Source organism: Thioalkalivibrio sp. ALE12 (assembly GCF_000381105.1).
Classification (GTDB): domain Bacteria; phylum Pseudomonadota; class Gammaproteobacteria; order Ectothiorhodospirales; family Ectothiorhodospiraceae; genus Thioalkalivibrio.
Genome location: NZ_KB905907.1, coordinates 117,994 through 135,097, shown reverse-complemented (window position 1 = coordinate 135,097; position 17,104 = coordinate 117,994). Strand labels below are relative to the sequence as shown.

At 67.8% G+C, this 17,104-nt stretch carries 15 protein-coding genes; 9 read left to right on the top strand and 6 right to left on the bottom strand.

All coding sequences use genetic code 11. The features are described 5' to 3' along the window. Positions 1-29: 29 nt before the first annotated feature. Positions 30-1,550 (top strand): AAA family ATPase, encoded by a 1,521-nt coding sequence (locus F614_RS0106680; RefSeq protein ID WP_018866107.1) that lies wholly within the window; start codon positions 30-32, stop codon positions 1,548-1,550. A gap of 102 nt (positions 1,551-1,652) precedes the next feature. Further along, positions 1,653-2,114: an RT0821/Lpp0805 family surface protein gene (locus tag F614_RS0106675; protein ID WP_018866108.1), complete on the top strand. Its 462-nt coding sequence runs from the start codon at positions 1,653-1,655 to the stop codon at positions 2,112-2,114. 360 nt (positions 2,115-2,474) lie between these two features. Here the strand turns inward: F614_RS0106675 and F614_RS0106670 are convergent, their stop codons facing one another. Next, the gene (locus F614_RS0106670; RefSeq protein ID WP_019558558.1) at positions 2,475-3,836 is read right to left on the bottom strand and encodes a diguanylate cyclase; all 1,362 of its coding nucleotides are present in this window, start codon (positions 3,834-3,836) and stop codon (positions 2,475-2,477) included. Positions 3,837-4,078: 242 nt separating this feature from the next. On the opposite strand from F614_RS0106670, the gene F614_RS0106665 reads away from it, so the two are divergent. Beyond that, on the top strand, positions 4,079-4,567 hold the full coding sequence (locus F614_RS0106665; protein ID WP_018880030.1) for a PleD family two-component system response regulator: 489 nt from the start codon (positions 4,079-4,081) through the stop codon (positions 4,565-4,567). A gap of 18 nt (positions 4,568-4,585) precedes the next feature. Here the strand turns inward: F614_RS0106665 and F614_RS0106660 are convergent, their stop codons facing one another. The 4 genes from F614_RS0106660 to amrB form a co-directional block, all read right to left on the bottom strand. Next, the gene (locus F614_RS0106660; protein ID WP_019558557.1) at positions 4,586-5,596 is read right to left on the bottom strand and encodes an adenosine deaminase; all 1,011 of its coding nucleotides are present in this window, start codon (positions 5,594-5,596) and stop codon (positions 4,586-4,588) included. A gap of 72 nt (positions 5,597-5,668) precedes the next feature. Then, complete coding sequence (locus tag F614_RS0106655; protein ID WP_018876365.1) at positions 5,669-6,283, bottom strand: rhomboid family intramembrane serine protease; 615 nt, start codon at positions 6,281-6,283, stop codon at positions 5,669-5,671. Next, positions 6,273-6,851, bottom strand: coding sequence for an AmmeMemoRadiSam system protein A (amrA, locus tag F614_RS0106650; RefSeq protein ID WP_018880027.1), 579 nt, complete (start codon positions 6,849-6,851; stop codon positions 6,273-6,275). The genes F614_RS0106655 and amrA overlap by 11 nt, the downstream gene beginning before the upstream one ends. Beyond that, a complete protein-coding gene (gene amrB / locus F614_RS0106645) occupies positions 6,848-7,648 on the bottom strand; it encodes an AmmeMemoRadiSam system protein B (protein ID WP_018877605.1) in 801 nt (266 codons plus the stop codon). Before amrB ends, amrA begins: the two co-directional genes overlap by 4 nt. An 85-nt stretch (positions 7,649-7,733) precedes the next feature. Between amrB and amrS the strand changes: the two genes are divergently transcribed. The 5 genes from amrS to F614_RS0106620 all read left to right on the top strand — a co-directional run bounded on the left by amrS (position 7,734) and on the right by F614_RS0106620 (position 13,494). After that, positions 7,734-8,840, top strand: coding sequence for an AmmeMemoRadiSam system radical SAM enzyme (gene amrS / locus F614_RS0106640; protein ID WP_018876368.1), 1,107 nt, complete (start codon positions 7,734-7,736; stop codon positions 8,838-8,840). 80 nt (positions 8,841-8,920) lie between these two features. After that, positions 8,921-9,457: an Hsp20/alpha crystallin family protein gene (locus tag F614_RS0106635; RefSeq protein ID WP_026280301.1), complete on the top strand. Its 537-nt coding sequence runs from the start codon at positions 8,921-8,923 to the stop codon at positions 9,455-9,457. A gap of 60 nt (positions 9,458-9,517) precedes the next feature. Continuing rightward, positions 9,518-10,549 (top strand): DUF2235 domain-containing protein, encoded by a 1,032-nt coding sequence (locus F614_RS0106630; RefSeq protein WP_018882638.1) that lies wholly within the window; start codon positions 9,518-9,520, stop codon positions 10,547-10,549. An 81-nt stretch (positions 10,550-10,630) separates the two neighbouring features. Next, a complete protein-coding gene (locus F614_RS0106625) occupies positions 10,631-11,011 on the top strand; it encodes a DUF2237 family protein (protein ID WP_018866118.1) in 381 nt (126 codons plus the stop codon). A gap of 158 nt (positions 11,012-11,169) precedes the next feature. Beyond that, positions 11,170-13,494, top strand: a complete 2,325-nt coding sequence (locus tag F614_RS0106620; protein ID WP_018876371.1) for an HDOD domain-containing protein — start codon at positions 11,170-11,172, stop codon at positions 13,492-13,494. 21 nt (positions 13,495-13,515) lie between these two features. Here F614_RS0106620 and F614_RS0106615 read toward each other — a convergent pair whose 3' ends face one another. Then, positions 13,516-15,645, bottom strand: coding sequence for a DUF1631 family protein (locus F614_RS0106615; protein WP_019558556.1), 2,130 nt, complete (start codon positions 15,643-15,645; stop codon positions 13,516-13,518). A 208-nt stretch (positions 15,646-15,853) separates the two neighbouring features. On the opposite strand from F614_RS0106615, the gene F614_RS0106610 reads away from it, so the two are divergent. Next, positions 15,854-17,101 (top strand): HD-GYP domain-containing protein, encoded by a 1,248-nt coding sequence (locus F614_RS0106610; RefSeq protein ID WP_051080439.1) that lies wholly within the window; start codon positions 15,854-15,856, stop codon positions 17,099-17,101. Positions 17,102-17,104: the final 3 nt, after the last annotated feature.

Genomic DNA, 17,104 nt, shown 5'->3' with positions numbered 1-17,104 from the left:
TCGGCGGGGTACCGCGAAGGAGCGACGGATTGAGCAAGAAGCTGGAAAACCGGACGGCACACAAGATCCTGCGCGGGCTCAAGTCGCGTTATCCGGTGTTCTACCTGCTGGGCTGGGACGAGGACCGCATGGAGCGGCTGCTGCGCTCGGTCGCGCGCTCGTTCTACGGCGAGGATGGCCACCTGGAGGTCTGGTCGGCGAGCCACGGGTTCGGCGAACACGATGCCCCGGGCGCGCCGACCACCGATCCGGTCGCGGCGGTGGCGCGGGTGGCGGCAGGGGAGACGGAAGCGCCGCGCATGGTCCTGCTGAAGGACCTGCCCACCTGGTTCGACGACAACCCGGCACTGGTGCGCGGGGTCCGCGATCTCTACTACCAGCTGAAGAAGGGTCGCAACGTGGTGTTCCTCAGCTGTCCGCTGCTGAAGCTGCCGGAGATCCTGAAAAAGGAGGTCTTCCTGGTCGAGGTGGACCTGCCCTCGGAGGCCGAGGTGCTGGAGCAGCTCGAGCACACCCATGGCGCCGAGGCGATCCCGCGCGAGCAGTTGTTCCGCCTCGCGGCGGGGATGCGCGGGTTGTCCCTGAACGAGGTCGGGCATCTGAGCGCGCGGCTGTTCCGCGGCCAGCCCCTGCCCGAGGCCGAGATGCTGGCCGAGATCCAGGAGGAGAAGGGCCAGATCCTGCGCAAGGAGAGCTGTCTCGAGTTCTATCCGCCACAGCGCTCGCTGGAGGACATCGGGGGCCTGGAGAATCTCAAGGAATGGGTGCGCACGCGCGCCGACCTGTTCACCGAGAAGGCCTGGAACGACAACGTTCCGCTGCCCGCCGGGGTGCTGTTCATGGGGGTCAGCGGCTGTGGCAAGAGCATGGCCGCCAAGGCCATCGCCACCGCCTGGGGGCTGCCGCTGGTGCGGCTGGACATGAGCCTGGTGCTGTCCGGCAGTTTCGGCACCCCGGAATACGCCTTTGCCCGGGCCACCCGTATCGCGGAGGAAATCGCGCCCATGGTGCTGTGGGTGGACGAGCTGGAGAATGCCTTTGGCTTCGACAGCCACGCCGCCGGCAGCGCCGGCAATGTGAATATCTTCTCGAGCTTCCTCACCTGGCTGCAGGAGAAGTCGCCACGCGTGTTCGTGGCGGCGACCGCGAACCGTATCCAGCAGCTCCCGGCCGAGCTGATGCGCAAGGGGCGCTTTGACCAGTTGTTCTTCCTCGACCTGCCGAACGTGGAGGAGCGCAAGGAGATCCTGCGCATCCATATCGAGCGCCATGGCGGCCACCTCGAGGACTTCAACCTGAACTACATGGCGGCCAGTACCGAGGACTGGAGCGGGGCCGAGATCGAGCAGGCGGTGAAATCGGCGCGCATCGACGCCTACCAGGAGGGCCGGGTATTCAACCAGCGCGACGTGATCCGTAACGTGATCAACACGGTACCGCTGTCGCGGACCATGGTGGAGCAGATCCGCGAGATCAAGAGCTGGGTATTCCAGCGCGCGATCAACGCCTCGAAGCCGGAGACGGCAGCCCCGCCGAAGCCGTCCGGCTGACCGCCCGGTTCGCCGGGCCGCCTATACTCGGAGCAGGGGGACGCCGAAGCCGGCGCCGGTCCCCCGCGGGTTCAGGGTCGGGTCGCCGGTGGAGGAATGCTCATGTGGCGCAATGTTTCTTTCGTGATCGTCCTGGCGGCGACCCTGGGGCTCGGCGGCTGTGCGACCTATCAGGGCTCGCAGGAGCAGGCCGGGATGGTGATCGGTGGCGTGCTGGGCGGCGTGCTCGGTTCGCAGGTCGGATCCGGACGTGGCCGCACGGCCGCCATCATCGCCGGGACCCTGGCCGGTGCGGCGATCGGTGGCTCGGTGGGCCAGTCCATGGACGAGGTGGACCGCCTGAAGACGGCCCAGACCCTGGAGAGCGTGCGCACGGGCGTGCCCTCGCGATGGGTCAATCCCGACAGTGGCAATCAGTACACCGTGGTGCCGACCCGAACCTACGAGACCACGGCCGGCCCGTGCCGCGAATACACCATTGACGCGGTGATTGGCGGCCAGACCGAGCAGGTGTACGGGACGGCCTGTCGGCAGGCGGATGGCAGCTGGCGCGTCCAGGGCTGAGACGCCGGTGTCTACCTAGGTAGACGCTGATTGAATCGCACGTCCGCGCTCGAGTCGCTTTTGCGTGCGAACAAGGCGCGGTGACTGCGGTGCAGTCATTCTGCACAAGGGAACCGCAACGCTGTGCGCGCGCCCGTTGTTGATCAACAACGGGCGGCCGAGCCCCTGCTTTCAATGGCTTGTGGGGTTGGTGCCCCCCGATTCTGAATGAATATGGCCCGATCCTGCGTTGCGCCCCGAATCCATCCAAAACGGGCGGGTAGAACCACTACCCGCTGCACGACGCGCCTTGTCTCGGAACGATTGTCTCGAACAACTGGGGGGGCACCAACGCGGACGTGCGATTCAGTCAGCGTCTCCCTAGCTGACGGGTTGCGGGCTGGCCTGTCCATCCCCCGGGGCAGAATCGGGTGGGGTGTCCGGCAGGTCGGTTTTGCCCGGGCCGTCCAGGGTGCGCGAGACCACGCGGTCGCGGCCTTCGCCCTTGGCCTGGTAGACGGCCTGGTCGGCGACCCGGAAGAGGTCGTTCATGCTGACCTCGCGCCCGGCCGGGCGGCTGGTGACGCCGAAGCTTGCGGTAATGGTCAGCCCGGCGGGTTCGAGTTCACGCAGCTGCTGGCGCAGCTCCTCCGCGCGGGTGTGGGCATCGAACAGGTCGCATTCCGGGAGTACCAGGAGGAATTCCTCGCCCCCGAAACGCAGGGCCACGTCGCTCTCGTGTCCGGTGGTGCGCAGGAGTTCGCCGACGCCGACCAGGACCTCGTCCCCGATCAGGTGGCCATGGGTGTCGTTGATCTGCTTGAAGTGGTCGATGTCCAGCAGGATCAGGCTGAGCGGGATGTCGTTCTGGTTGGCTTCGGCGAAGAAACGCGCGGCGCACTCGGCCAGGACGTTGCGGTTACGCAGCCCGGTCAGCGGATCGATCATTGCCATGTCGTAGAGCTTCTGGCGCTGGTCCTGGACCTCCTCGAACAACCGCTTGTTGGCCAGCAGGTTCCCGATGCGGGCGCGGACCTCGTCCTCCAGCACGGGTTTCGTCACGAAGTCGTTGACGCCGAGGCGGAAGAGTTCGGCGCGCCGGTTCTGGTCGTCCAGGCCGGACATGGCCACGATCGGCAGGCTGGTCTTGTCGGGGAACTGCTGGCGCAGCCGACTGACGAGCCCCATCCCGCTGATCTCGCCCTCGACCAGGATGTCGGAGAGCACGAGGTCCCAGGTGCCCCGGTCAAAGGCCTGCAGGGCCTCGTCGGCGCTGCGGAAGTGCGCGACCTCCAGGCCCATGCCCTCGAGGATGCGGATCATCACGCGGGCGACGGTGGGACTGTCCTCCACGTACAGGACGTTCCCCTCGTGGGCGTGTTCCACCGGCCGCCCGTAGCGCGCGGCCTGATGGAACAGGTCACGGATGTTGGTCTTGTCGTGGAGGTCGGTGGCGCCGGCCTCGAATGCCTGACGGCGGATGTCGTGGTCGTGCTGGGTCGTGAGCAGGATCAGGGGCAGGTCATGGCCAGCGGCCCTGGCACGGGCCCGGCGGCAGAATTCCACGCCGCTCATGTCGGGCAGGGTGATCGAGGCGCAGACCAGTTCCAGGTCGTTTTCCTCAATGCGGGCAAGCCCTTCGGCCCCGCTGCTGGCCATGATCGGCTTGTGCCCGGCGGCCAGGACCATGCGGCTCCACAGCGCCCGGAAGACCCGCGAGCGGTCGACGACGAGGATCTTCATGCCGGGCCTCCCGCGGCCGGGCGCCGCAGGGGCGCGCGCGTGGGCTGTGGCCGGGCTGTATTGGTCTTCATGGCGGGTTCCGACTCCGTTCAGGCATCCGCACGCAAACCCGGATGATGCGCGCCTTTGCGCTGCTGTTCAAACCGAAGCAACGGGCGCGGTGGACAGGGCCAGCGGGGGGAGGAACAATGCAGCCAGGCGGGCGAGCGCGCCAGGCCTATGGATCAGGAAGGGAGTCCGGCATGAGCTATCTGCAGCGAATGGGGAGTCTGCTGCGTTTTGGCAAGGCTGGCGAACGGCGCAGGAAGGCACGCCGGGAGGCCGCGCGCGGGCTGCGGGTGCTGGTGGTGGATGATTCGCGCACCGTGGTCGCACTGCTCTCCAGCATGCTCCGGCAAAACGAGATGGAGCCGGTGGGGGCCGGCGATGCCGAGCAGGCCCTGGCGCTGGCCCGCGAGAACCCGCCGGACCTGATCTTTCTCGACATCATCCTGCCCGGGATGACCGGGTTTGCCATGCTGCGTCAGCTGCGCCGGGATCCGGCCACCGCGAAGGTGCCGGTGATCATGATCAGCGGCAACGAGGACGCGGTGGAGCAGTTCTTCCTCGATCGCATCGGCTCCGATGATTTCATGAAGAAACCCTTCGGTCGCGGCGAGGTCTTCTCGCGGATCGAGCGCCTGGTGGAGCAGGGTCGCCTGCCGGCGCGTCCGCTCCGGTTTTCCGGGTAGAGAAGTCGTCGAGCGCCGTCAGTCCGCGAGACGGGTGCGCCAGGCGTCGATCTCGCCGTGCAGACGCTGCTGTGCTTCGGGCTCCAGGAACGCGGCGTCGATGGCGTTGCGCGCGAGGCGTTCCAGGTCGTCGGGACCCAGTTGCAGGGCTTGGGCGGTCGCGCGGAAGTTTTCCCCCACATAGCCGCCGAAATAGGCCGGGTCGTCCGAATTGATGGTGACGCACAGCCCGGCGTCCATCAGGCGTTTCAGGTTGTGGCCTTCCAGGCGGTCGAAGACGCACAGCTTGATGTTGGACAGCGGACAGACCGTGAGCGGGATCCGGTCGCGGGCCAGTCGCTCCATCAGCGCCGGGTCCTGTTCGGCCTGCACCCCGTGGTCGATGCGCGCGACCCGGAGCCCGTCCAGTGCCTGCCAGATGTATTCCGGCGGGCCTTCCTCCCCCGCATGGGCCACCGCGGGGAAGCCCTCGGCGCGGGCCCGATCGAACACGGCCTGGAAGCGCTCGGGCGGGTTGCCCAGCTCGGCCGAATCGAGGCCGACTGCATGGATATGTTCGCGCCACGGCAGTGCCGTCTCCAGGGTCTCCATGGCCGCGTCCGCACTCAGATGACGCAGGAAGCAGAGAATCAGCCGGCTGGTAATGCCGAGTTCACGTTCGCCATCGGCGAGTGCCCGGCGGATGCCGTCGATGACGGTCGCGAACGCCACGCCGCGTTCGGTGTGCGTCTGCGGGTCGAAGAAGATCTCGGTGTGGCGGACGTGATCCGCGTGGCAGCGTTCGAGGTAGGCCCAGGTCAGGTCGTAGAAGTCCTGCTCGGTCAGCAGCACGCGGGCGCCGGCGTAGTAGATGTCCAGGAAGGACTGCAGGTCGTGGAACTGGTAGGCCGCGCGCACGTGCTCGACCGAGGCGTACGGCAGCTCGACCCCGTTGCGTTCGGCCAGGGCGAACATCAGCTCGGGCTCCAGCGTGCCCTCGATGTGCAGGTGCAGCTCGACCTTGGGCAGGGTGGCGATGGCGTCTTGCATGGCGGGATCTCGTAGCGGCCGAAAGAAGGCGCGCAGGCTAGGCGGACGCGGCGCTCCGGACAAGTATCGGGGTCAGCCGAGGGGCGCGAGCAGCTCGTGGAAGAACCGGGCCAGCAGGCCGGGCTCCAGCCAGAGCATGAAGGCCACGCCCCAGGCGCCGCCCCACAGATGGGCGCTGTGGTTGATGTTGTCGCGGTTCTGCCGCTGGGCGTAGAGCGAGTAGCCGACATAGACCGCGGCAAACACGATGGCCGGGACCGGGATGAAGAACACGAACAGCAGGGACCACGGCTGGAGCAGGATGTAGGCGAACAGCACCGCGGACACCGCACCAGAGGCCCCCAGGGAGCGGTAGCCGGGATCGCGCAGATGGCGCAGGTGGCTGGGCAGGCTGGCGAGCACGATGGCGGCCAGATAGAACAGGACGAAGCCACCCATGCCGATCTCGGGCACCAGCACGCGCTCCATGGCCATGCCGAAGAAGAACAGCGTGATCATGTTGAACGCGAGATGGGTGCCGTCGGCATGGATGAAGCCGTGGGTCACCAGGCGCCAGTACTGGCCGCGTTGCACCGACGGTGGGTGATGGATCATCGCCTGCAGCCAGCGCGGGTTCTGCCATGCCAGCAGCGAGATCACGACCGTGGCAATGACGATGTAAAGGGTGATGCTGGGTTCAAAGTTCACCGGCAAACTCCTGCGAGCTGTAGCGCCAGGCCTGGAGCCCCATTGTCCAGCCGTCATGCCCCAGCCCGGCCTTCTGCAGCAAGGCATCGAGGAAGGCCTCGGGATCGGGTAGCTGCTCCCACACCGCGGGCAGGAAGGTCGCCCGCCGCGTCCCGGCCTGGATGACCAGGCCATCGCGCCCGGGCTGCAACTGCTGCAGCAGGGCCTCTCGATGCGGGGCATCCACGGGGTGCGCGGCGCTTAGCAGGGTCACCGAATACTCGAGCCCGACGAGTTCCTCCGGGCGCAGGCGGGGAAAGCGCGGATCATGGAGGGCGGCGGCCCGGGCGTTGTGCTGGACATCCGTGGCCAGGGGGCGATGGGCCTCCAGGCTGCCGATACAGCCGCGCAGGGCATCCCCCCGCTTTAGGGTCACGAAGCTGGCGCCCGGGTCGGCAAGCGGGGCGGGCTCCTCCGCGAGCGCGATACCGTCGGCGGCATGGTCGTGCGCGGCCCGGTGGATGGCGTCCGCTGCGAGTTCCAGCAGGCGCTCACGCGCCGGCGCGGACAGTTCGATGACGGGCGTCATTGCAGCATCCACGCGCCGTAGCCGACCACCTGGTCGCGCGGGCCGGCGGTGTCGCCGGAGTTGCGCTGGTCCAGAGTGGTAATGGCGAGACCCCGCTGCCGCGCCAGACGCAACAGGCCCGCCAGCGGGCGGCAGCCGCAGGCCTGTTCCGGGCCCAGCGCGTGTTCGTCCAGGCGTTCGATCGCCCGGGTGGTGGCGGCATCCAGGCGGCTCGCCGTGGCGTAGTCATGGAAATGGGAGAGATCCGAGCTGACCACGACGAGGGTCTCCGGGCCGCCCCACAGGCGTTCCAGTACGTTCGCAACCTGTTCCGCGGGGGCATCCCCGACCACCAGCGGTACCAGCTCGAAGGACCCCAGGGCCACCTGCAGGAACGGCAGGTGCGCCTCCAGGCTGTGTTCCGGGGCGTGGGCGACGTCGAGTGCCTGGACGCCGGGCAGCCCCGCGATGGTGTCCAGCGCCTTGTGATCCACGGGGACGTCGCCCAGGGGGCTGCGGTAGGCCGTGACCGTGGTGGTCGCGATCCCGTGGAAGGGCACGCGATGCGACGGGCCCAGCAGCACCACGCGCCGGATGCGGCCCGCCAGCGGGCGGATGCGGGCATAAGCCGAGGCCGCCACCGGGCCGGAGTAGGGGTAGCCGGCGTGCGGGGCGATCAGGGCCTTGGGCGGCGCCGCGTCGGGTGCCGGCCGGACGGCATCCAGCAGCCGGGTGACCGTGGCCCGCAGCTCGGCGGGGTCGGCCGGGTAGAACTGTCCCGCGATAGCGGGCTCGCGGACGCGGAGCGGGGCGCTCATGGGAGGTCTCCGTCGGACATTATGTCGTTGAATATCGGGGTTTCGGCCTCATATTCAAGGGCATGAACCACGAGCCGGACCGGATATGAACGACACCCCTGAACACGACGCCTTCACGGTGGCCACGCGCTACTGGCACAGCCTGGAGGATGGCCGCGTGCAATGCGACCTGTGCCCGCGCTACTGCAAGCTGAAGCCCGGGCAGCGCGGGGCCTGCTTTGTCCGCGCCAACCTCGACGATGCCGTGGTGCTGACCAGCTACGGGCGCTCCTCCGGCTACTGTGTCGACCCGATCGAGAAGAAGCCGCTGAACCACTTCCTGCCGGGCAGCCCGGTGCTCTCGTTCGGTACGGCGGGCTGCAACCTGGCCTGCAAGTTCTGCCAGAACTGGGATATCAGCAAGTCGCGCGAGATCGACACCCTGGCGGACCGTGCCGATCCCGAGACCATCGCCCGCGCGGCCGAGGCGCTGGGTTGCCGCGCGGTGGCCTTCACCTACAACGACCCGGTGATCTTCCATGAATACGCCATCGACGTCGCGGCTGCCTGCCGTGCGCGGGGCATCCGCTCGGTGGCGGTCACCGCCGGTTACATCACCGAACAGGCTCGCGGCGAGTTCTTTGCCGCCATGGACGCGGCGAACGTGGATCTGAAGGCGTTCACCGAGCGCTTCTACCACAAGCTGACCGGGGCGCATCTGCAGCCGGTGCTCGACACCCTGGAGTGGCTGGTACACGAGACCGATACCTGGGTCGAGATCACCACGTTGCTGATCCCCGGCGAGAACGACAGCGACGCGGAGATTACGTCGATGGCGCAATGGATCCTGGAACATCTGGGGCCGGATGTGCCGCTGCACTTCACGGCCTTCCATCCGGATTTCAAGATGACGGAACACCGGCGCACGCCGATCGAGACCCTGCAGCGGGCACGCCGGATCGCGCGTGAGCAGGGCCTGCATCACGTGTACACCGGCAATGTGCACGATGCGGACGGCCAGAGCACCTGGTGTGCGGGGTGCGGGCAACGCCTGATCGGGCGCGACTGGTATGAACTGTCGGACTGGAATCTGACCGCCGATAGCTGTTGCAACGCCTGCGGGGCATCGGTCCCGGGTGTCTTCGAGTCCCGCCCCGGCACCTGGGGTGCCCGGCGGCAGTCGGTGCGGCTGGCCGACTTTCGAAGGGCTTGATTCACCGGGCTTGAAAAGTCCCTTTGGGCGACCTAGTTAATTCGCTAGACAGGGTTGGATTTCTACCGGAGGTGATGATCATGGACCTGCAAAAGCTGAAGCCGTGGAACTGGTTCAAGCGCGAGGAGGCGGCGAACCCGGAGGTGGTTCCGGCGCGTGGCGAGATGTCGGAGGTGCACATGCGTGATCCGCTGATGCGCATGCACCGGGAGATGGACCGGATGTTCGAGGACTTCTTCGGTGCCGCTCTCGGCGGGCGCGGGCGTGATACGGCCTCGCTGCTGCTCAAGCCCAGTGTGGATATTGCCGAGAGTCGCAAAGCCTACCGGATCACCGTCGAGGTGCCGGGCATCGAGGAGGACGCGATCGACCTGACGGTGGACGGCGATGACCTGATCATCTCCGGCGAGAAGCGCCAGGAGACCAAAGAAGAAGACCAGGGCTATCATCGGGTCGAGCGGGCCTACGGGCAGTTCCGCCGGATCCTCAGCCTGCCGGGGGATGCGGATGTCGATGCGATCCAGGCGCGGTTCAAAAACGGCGTGCTGACGATCGACATCCCCCGCCGTGCGGAGGACGCGCGGCCGGGAGTGCGCCGGATCGACATTGGCTCCTGATCAGTCGCAGGCTCCACGGCGGCTGCGGTCGTCATTACGAACAGGATGGGAGGCGGGCGGATGACACGACGGATCGTGATCTGCGCGGACGGGACCTGGAATCGCCCCGAGGAGGACGTCGAGTCGGACGTGCCGACCAACGTGCTGCGTCTGGCGCGGGCCATCGCGCCCGCCGATGCCAGTGGTGACCCCCAGCAGGTCTTCTACGACTGGGGTGTCGGGGCGTACTACGCGAAGGTAACGGGCGGCGTGACCGGGCGGGGCATCCACAAGAACATCCAGGATGCCTATCGCTACATCGTCCAGAACTACAACCCCGGCAGCGAGATCTTTCTGTTCGGCTTCAGTCGCGGTGCCTACACCGTGCGCAGCCTGTGCGGGCTGATCAACAACTGCGGGATCCTGAGGCGCCCGGACGCGCGCCTGATCGAACAGGCCTTCCGTCACTACAAGAAGACCGCGGCGAGCCATGCGCCGGAGGGGTTGGCCTCGCGCGAGTTCCGGGCGGCGTATGCCCACCCCTCGCGGGAGATCCGCTTTGTCGGGGTCTGGGATACGGTGGGCGCCCTGGGCATCCCGTTCTCCCTGCTGGGGCTGTTCGACCGCACTGACGAGTTCTACGACACCAAGCTGGGCCCCAACGTGCGGGTCGCGCGGCATGCGATGGCGATCGACGAGACCCGCGCCGACTTCGAGCCGACCCTGTGGGAGCCGCGCCCGGGGCTGGACCTCAAGCAGGTCTGGTTCAGCGGGGTGCATGCCGATGTGGGGGGCGGCTATGCCCCGGATGCCGACGGGCGTCTGGCGTCGGAGGCGCCGCTCGCGTGGATGATCGACCAGGCGCGGGCGGCCGGCCTGCAGGTGGAGCCGCACCTGGTCGATGCCCTGCGGCCCGATCCGCTGGCCCCGCTGCATCGTTCACGGCGGCACATCTATCGCCTGCGCCGCCGCCATCGGCGTCCATTGCACCAGCCGGGGTATCCGACGGAACTGCATCCCAGCGTCCTCGATCGGTACCAGCAGGATCCCGACTATCGGCCCGAGAATCTGCGGAACCACCTGGTGGAATGGGGCTGGCCCGATGCCGACTGAATTCCCGCGGGCCGAGTAGTCGCTCGCATGGGGCGGGGGGGTGTCCGTTATGCTGTAGGGACCATGAACGGGGAGTTTTCCATGCAGCCTTTTCCCTCCAAGAATGTGTTTGGCGGGGCGCTCGAGCCCTGCGGCCGGGACCCGGTGACCGGCTTTTATCGCGACGGCCGTTGCGCCACGGGCTATGACGACCAGGGCATGCACACCGTGTGTGCCGAGGTCACGCGCGAGTTCCTGGATTTTTCCCTGGCGCAGGGGAATGATCTGATGACACCGGTACCGGAGTTCGGCTTCCCCGGCCTGGAGGCAGGGGATCGCTGGTGCCTGTGTGCCGCGCGCTGGCTGGAGGCCTACCGGGCGGGGGCGGCGCCCGGGGTGTTTCTGCGCGCCACGCACGAGGAGACCCTGGCGGTCATTCCGCTGGATATCCTGAAGGAACACGCGCGCGACCCGGCCGATTGAGCGGGGCAATCCTCCGCGGAATATCGGCGCAGGGCCGGGATGGGGCCGGCCCGCTGTAAATTAGGGAGAGATACGGATGGATCCGAGCATGCCGGGCGCGAGCAGGCGCCCTGGACAGGGGTGGGGTGCGGTCGGGGTTCGGGCGGATGGCTGAGCACATGGCGGTTCCCGAGATTGAACGCTTCCGCATTCTGCGGACGCTGGGTGCCAGTACCCGCGACGGGCTCTACGTGGCGCACGATCCGGTACTGGATCGGCAGGTCGCGATTCGCACGCTGACCCAGGCGGGCGCCGACGACCTCACCCGTCAGGCCCTGCTCGCGGACGCGCGTCGCCTGAGCCGCTTCCGGCATCCGAATATTGCGCCGATCTTCGAGGCGGGGAGCTACCCCCAGGGCGTCTACCTGGTGTTCGAGTACGTCGAGGGCGAGACCCTGGACCGGATCCTGGCCGGGGGCGCGCTGCCGATTGATCGTGGCCTGGCCCTGATGCGCGAGCTGCTGGACGCCGCGGCGGCGGCCCATGAGCAGGGCATCCTGCACGGGACCCTGCAGCCGGCCAACGTGACCGTGAACCCCGAGGGGCATGCACGCATCACCGGGCTGGGCATGGCGCTGCCCGACGCCGCGGCCCGTGGCGAGAGCCACCTGCCGGACACCCCCTACTACCTGGCCCCGGAACAGCTGGCAGGCGAAGCGGCCAGCGAACGCTCTGACGTCTTCTCGCTGGGGGCCCTGTTCTTCGAGATGCTGACGGGTGAACGCGCCTTTGGAGGCGAGGATCCGGAGGCGATCCGGCAGTCGATGCTGGCGGCGGGGCTGGAGCCACCATCCGGTCGTACCGGTAATGGCGACGAGCGCTTCGATGCCCTGATCCTGCGGGCGACCCGCCCCGATCCGGCGGAACGCTTTGCCTCGGCCCGAGAGTTTCGCGAGGCACTGGTGGCGGCCCTGGAGGGGGAAGGCTCGCAGGACGCCGGGTCGCAGGATTTCATCCTGCGCAAGATCCGGCGCAAGCCGGATTTTCCCGGGATCTCCAGCCACATCCGCGAGATTACCCAGTGTTCCGATGACACCATGAAGCGTTCGGTGGCGGAGCTGTCGAACGCGGTGCTGAAGGATTACGCCACCACCCAGAAGCTGCTGCGACTGGCCAACTCGCCCTTTTACAGCAACTTCGGCGGCAATATCCGGACGGTGTCGCGCGCGATCGTGCTGCTTGGTTTCGAGCAGGTGCGCACGGCCGCGCTCGGGCTGGTGCTGTTCGAAAACCTCAAGGGCGGCCGGCATTCCGGTCGCCTGATGGAGGCCCTGGTCGGCACGCTGTTCAGCGCTATGCTGGCGCGCGATCTGGCGGAGCAGGTTGGCGGGGTGGAGAGCGAGCAGGCCTTCGTCTGCGCGCTGTTCCACGATATCGGGCGCATGCTGGTGCTGTACTACCTGCCCGAGGAAGCGGACGAGATCCGCATCCGTGTGGGTCAGGGCACGGGGGAGGACAGTGCCGCCCGCCAGGTGCTGGGGATCTCCTACGAGGCGCTGGCGCGCAGCGTACTGGAGGACTGGAATTTCCCGCGCGAGCTGGTGGCATCGGTAGAGCGCGCTCCGTCCGGCATCCTGCCGGCGGCCCGGGATGCCGATCAGCGCCTGCATCGCATCGTGACCCTGGCCTCCGAGATGGGCCAGTGCATCACCCGCGCCGAGCGCGACCAGCAGGGGGCTTTGCTGACCGATCTGCGCCGGCGCTATGAACATGCCCTGGGCGTGGATGCGCGCGGCATGCAGCGGGCGATCCGCTCGGGACGCGAGCATATGGATCACTTCCTGGCGGTGGTCAAGCTGCCGCCGGAAGGTCGGGAACCGCTGAACCGCCTGAAGGCGAACCTGGGGGTACGCATTGATGACGGCGAAGCGGAGGCGCTGGAACCCGAGCCGGGAGCCGGGGATGCGCTCCCGCGGGCCGGGCAGGAGCCCGCCGTTCAGGCCGCGGCGCTGATGGAGGCCCTGACCGACATGCTGGACAGCATGGTCGGCGAGTTCGACCTGAACGCGCTGGTCCAGACGACGCTCGAGACGCTGTATCAGGCGCTGGGCCTGCGCCGGGTCATGCTGATGCTGGCGGACCGCGAGCACCGGGTCCTGGTGGCCCATACCGCGTTTGGTCAGGACGCGGAGACCCTGTCCGGTCGCTTGCGCCTGAGCGTAGCGGGCAAGGGCGACATCCTGTCCCTCGCCCTGGAGCAGCAGAAGGATCTGGTCATCAGCGACAGCCACGAGGCATCGATCAGCCGCTATATCCCCGACGAGTTCCGGCAGGCCCTGGATGCGCGCAGCTTCCTGTTGCTGCCCCTGGCGGTGCGGGATCGGTGTGTGGGATTGCTCTACCTGGAATTGCCGGAAGGCGTTTCGCTGGACCCGAGCGTGTTGCGGGCGCTGAAGGCGGTGCGCAACCAGCTGGCCCTGGCGATCCGCCAGGCGCGCGACTGACCGATCCGGCTGCGCGGGGGCTCAGCCCCCCGGGGCCTCGATAATGGCGTCCAGCGGGTTGTCCTCCGGCAGCGCGCGCATGCGGCCCTGGCGCAGCTCCTGGGCCACGCCCTGCAGGCTGTGGCGGCGGGCGTGCACGCCGTCGAGGGACAGGAAGAAGAAGCGCCGCGTCGTGTCGCCGCGCCAGATCAGGGCCAGGCGCCGCGGGTTCTCGCCGGCGTCGTCGCAGAATTCGAACCAGTCTCCGATGTCGAGCCCGATCGCGGCGAAGACGTGGTCGTCGTCGCGGTCCTGGTCCAGTGTCGGGTCGTCGTCCTCGTAGCGCACGGATTCGCGTGTCTGCAGCCGTGCCCGCGGGTCGAAGCGCTCGGCGTCCTCCGGGGCCCGCAGGCGGTAGAGGTGGGCCTTGCCCAGGTGCTGCACCAGGTCGCGGATGCGGTCGTCCCCCAGGCCTGCGGCGCGGGCGTGTTCCTTCGCCTCGGCCACCAGCGGATTCACCTCGGCGGCGGTGGCCATGTTGCAGATGTGGCGCACGACCTGGCGCAGCACGCGATGCAGGGCCTCCCCGGCCTCGCCGGCGTCGTGCTCCACGGCCAGCACGGTCTCCCAGGACTGGAAGATCTCCTCGGCCGCGGTCTCCGGGAGATCGGCCCCGGTCTCCAGCGCGGCCAGCGCCAGGTTGCGCCGGGCCTGCTCGGCCCATTCCTCGGCGTTGGGCAGGTCGATCTGGGTGATCTGGCGGGCATGCCAGAGGGCGTCCTCGTTCTCCACGCTCTCGAGGAACTGGTTCATCAGCACCTCGGCGCTGTCGCGGTCGAGGCGGTCGGCCCGGTTGCGCAAGTATTCGATGGAACGCCGGATGCAGCCCAGGTAGCGTTCCACATCCTCGCTGTCGGGCTCCGACTCCGGATTGATGCGTATGGCGACGTTGATCAGGCTCCCGATCCACAGGCGCAAGGGGTGCGAGCGGTCGCGGAAAAAGCCGAGATCCCGGATGACGCCGGTGGCCAGCGGGTACTGCATCTCGCCGATCTCGGCGCGCACGGCCGGGTTGAACCCCACCTCGCGGAAGATGTGGTCGAACAGCCCCTGCAGCAGGTCGTGGATGAACGGCATCAGCGAGGCGCGCGGGTCCGGCTGATCGGAGGGCATGACGAAGGCCGTCATCGGGGCCGCGTTGCCGGAGCCCGCCGCTTGCCCGCCGCCATGGCCTTCGACTGGGCGAAACACCGGGGACTGCACCATGTTCGAGGCCCAGGCGGCCCACTGGGCCGGGTCGGCCTCGGTGTCGGGCATGCGCGCGGGTTCGTCGGCCTCGGCCTTGCGCGTGGAGGGCCGCCACCCGGAGGTCGTCGTGGCGGGGTCGGCGTCCGGTTCCGCGGAGGCGTCGGTATCGCGTGCGCCGGCGAGGCGTTTCCATGAGGCGTTGCGGCGAAGGGTTTCGCTGGACTCGGGGGCGGCCGGTGTCTCGGTGATCAGCCCGCAGTGTTCGATCGCCTCGACCACGAAGGCCAGGGTGGGGGCCGCGGTCTTCTGCATGCAGTCCAGGTAGGAGCGCATCAGGTCCAGGGTCATCTCGGTCTTGCCGAAGTACAGCTCGCCAATCTCGATCAGGCGCTCGTACCAGTGCAGCGGTGACCAGGGGGCCCAGTTGGGATGCTCGAAGCGGTTCTTTTCGCGCGCGGCCTGGGTGAACACGTAGTGCGAGTAGCGGTTGTTCTCGCGCATCGAGCCTTCCAGCTTGTGCCGCAGCGACCGCCGCGTGGACTGGTAGTCGTCGAGGATGCTGAGACCGTCGTCCTGATCCGCGAACGCGACCCCCGAGAACTCGTACTGCGGGGGGTAGTCGTGGCTGCGGAAGTCCTCCATCAGGGCGTCCTGGAAGTCCCGGGTCACGCGCTTCTCGAACATGCGGAAGTCATTCGCCCACAGGAGGGGATTGCCCGTCACATTGCCCCAGGTGCGTCCGGCCTCCCATTCGTCGCGGGCCGTCGCCAGGCAGCGCTCCAGGTGTTCGATCACCCGGGGCACGACCATCTCGGCGAGCTGCTCTCGCTGCACGATCGACAGCCCGGCCATCCCGGTCCATTTGCCGGAGGCCTTGAGCGGCTGGCGGGAAGAACCAAGGAGGGTGTCTTGGTCGGCTGGCATGAGGCACTCCGGCGTGGGATCGTCGTCGCTGCGGGTCCATCGTCCCGCAAAATCGTGATGTGTGCACGGGTTCGGGGCGCCGAGCGTTAGCGATTCACGGCCGGCGCACTAACGGGCTGGCCTGGGGCGGGGCGTCTGGGTAGTGTAGAAAACAATACTGAAGGTGTGAGTTACGAGAGCGCCGGATGGCAAGCGGAGTGTTCCTGGCATGTCCTGGGGATTGATACAACAGGAGATTCCCGTTGAGGAGATTCGGGTTGGCATGTACGTAAGCCAGCTCGACCGCCCGTGGCGGGATACGCCGTACTGGGTCGAGGGCATTCTGATCCGCTCGCAGGAGGACATCGACGAGCTGGCCCGCCACTGTCGCCACGTGTACGTGGACCGGGAGAAGAGTGCCCCGGAATCGCTGACCCGACTTGCGCCCGCCACCCGCGAAGCGGCGCTGACCGAAGCCGTTCCCGGTCGCGCCGAGGCGGCCCAGTTTCGGGGAATGACCGTCTACCGCGATCAGTGCAGCGTGGACGAGGAGTTCCCGGCCGCAAGCGAGGCCTGGGCCACGGCCGGTACCATTCTCGATCGCATCCGGACCGAGATGGAGCGCAATCCCGGGGTGCGCGTCGCGGCGGCGCGGGAGGCCTCGGAGGCGCTGCGCGAGAGCGTGGAGCGCAATCCCGATGCTCTGTTGTTGCTGGCCCGACTGCGCGATTCCGGCGATGTCCTGTACGACCACTCCCTGCGGGTGTCCGTGCATCTGCTGGCACTGGGACGGCACCTGGGACTGGACCGTGGCGAGCTGTCGATCCTGGGGCTGGGCGGGCTGTTGATGGATGTGGGCAAGATGCAGTTGTCCCCGGCCTTGCTGGAGCGGGGAAAGCGGCTGTCCCCCGACGAGCGCCGCGAGATGCAGCGGCACGTGGAGTACGGCGAGCAGATCCTGCAGCGCTCCCACGGCATCCCCGATAAGGTCTGCGATATCGTCCTTCAGCATCACGAGCGCGAGGACGGTCGCGGCTATCCGCGGGGGCTGGTGGCCAACGAGATCAGCGCCTGCGCGCGGATGGCGGCGATCGTGGACTCCTACGAGGAACTGCTGGCGGATCGGCGCCTGGCGGGAACGCCCTTCGAGGCGCTCAAGGAACTGCGCGAGCATGGCCGCTGGGGATTGAACTCGGCGCTGGTCGACCAGTTCACGCACTGCGTGGGGCTGTTCCCGGTGGGCAGTCTTGTGGAGCTGGACAGCGGCGAGGTCGCCATCGTCCTGAGCCACCGGCGGACCCAGCGCTTCATGCCTCGGGTCATGCGCATCCTGGATCCGCAGCGTCAGCCTTACCCCGATCCGCTGGAACTCGACCTCGGGTCGACGGACCCGGAATCCGAGGGTGCGCAACGGCAGATCGTGCGCGATTTGCCGGCCGGGGCCTACGGAGTCGATCCTGCACGCTATTATCTCTAGAAA

Coding starts and splice junctions, on each gene's coding strand:
- F614_RS0106635 (WP_026280301.1), top strand. CDS start 8,921: ATGGACCTGCAAAAGCTGAAGCCGTGGAACTGGTTCAAGCGCGAGGAG.
- F614_RS0106630 (WP_018882638.1), top strand. CDS start 9,518: ATGACACGACGGATCGTGATCTGCGCGGACGGGACCTGGAATCGCCCC.
- F614_RS0106620 (WP_018876371.1), top strand. CDS start 11,170: ATGGCGGTTCCCGAGATTGAACGCTTCCGCATTCTGCGGACGCTGGGT.
- F614_RS0106660 (WP_019558557.1), bottom strand. CDS start 5,596: ATGCAAGACGCCATCGCCACCCTGCCCAAGGTCGAGCTGCACCTGCAC.
- F614_RS0106625 (WP_018866118.1), top strand. CDS start 10,631: ATGCAGCCTTTTCCCTCCAAGAATGTGTTTGGCGGGGCGCTCGAGCCC.
- F614_RS0106670 (WP_019558558.1), bottom strand. CDS start 3,836: ATGAAGATCCTCGTCGTCGACCGCTCGCGGGTCTTCCGGGCGCTGTGG.
- F614_RS0106610 (WP_051080439.1), top strand. CDS start 15,854: ATGTCCTGGGGATTGATACAACAGGAGATTCCCGTTGAGGAGATTCGG.
- F614_RS0106665 (WP_018880030.1), top strand. CDS start 4,079: ATGAGCTATCTGCAGCGAATGGGGAGTCTGCTGCGTTTTGGCAAGGCT.
- amrB (WP_018877605.1), bottom strand. CDS start 7,648: ATGAGCGCCCCGCTCCGCGTCCGCGAGCCCGCTATCGCGGGACAGTTC.
- F614_RS0106615 (WP_019558556.1), bottom strand. CDS start 15,645: ATGCCAGCCGACCAAGACACCCTCCTTGGTTCTTCCCGCCAGCCGCTC.
- F614_RS0106675 (WP_018866108.1), top strand. CDS start 1,653: ATGTGGCGCAATGTTTCTTTCGTGATCGTCCTGGCGGCGACCCTGGGG.
- amrA (WP_018880027.1), bottom strand. CDS start 6,851: ATGACGCCCGTCATCGAACTGTCCGCGCCGGCGCGTGAGCGCCTGCTG.
- amrS (WP_018876368.1), top strand. CDS start 7,734: ATGAACGACACCCCTGAACACGACGCCTTCACGGTGGCCACGCGCTAC.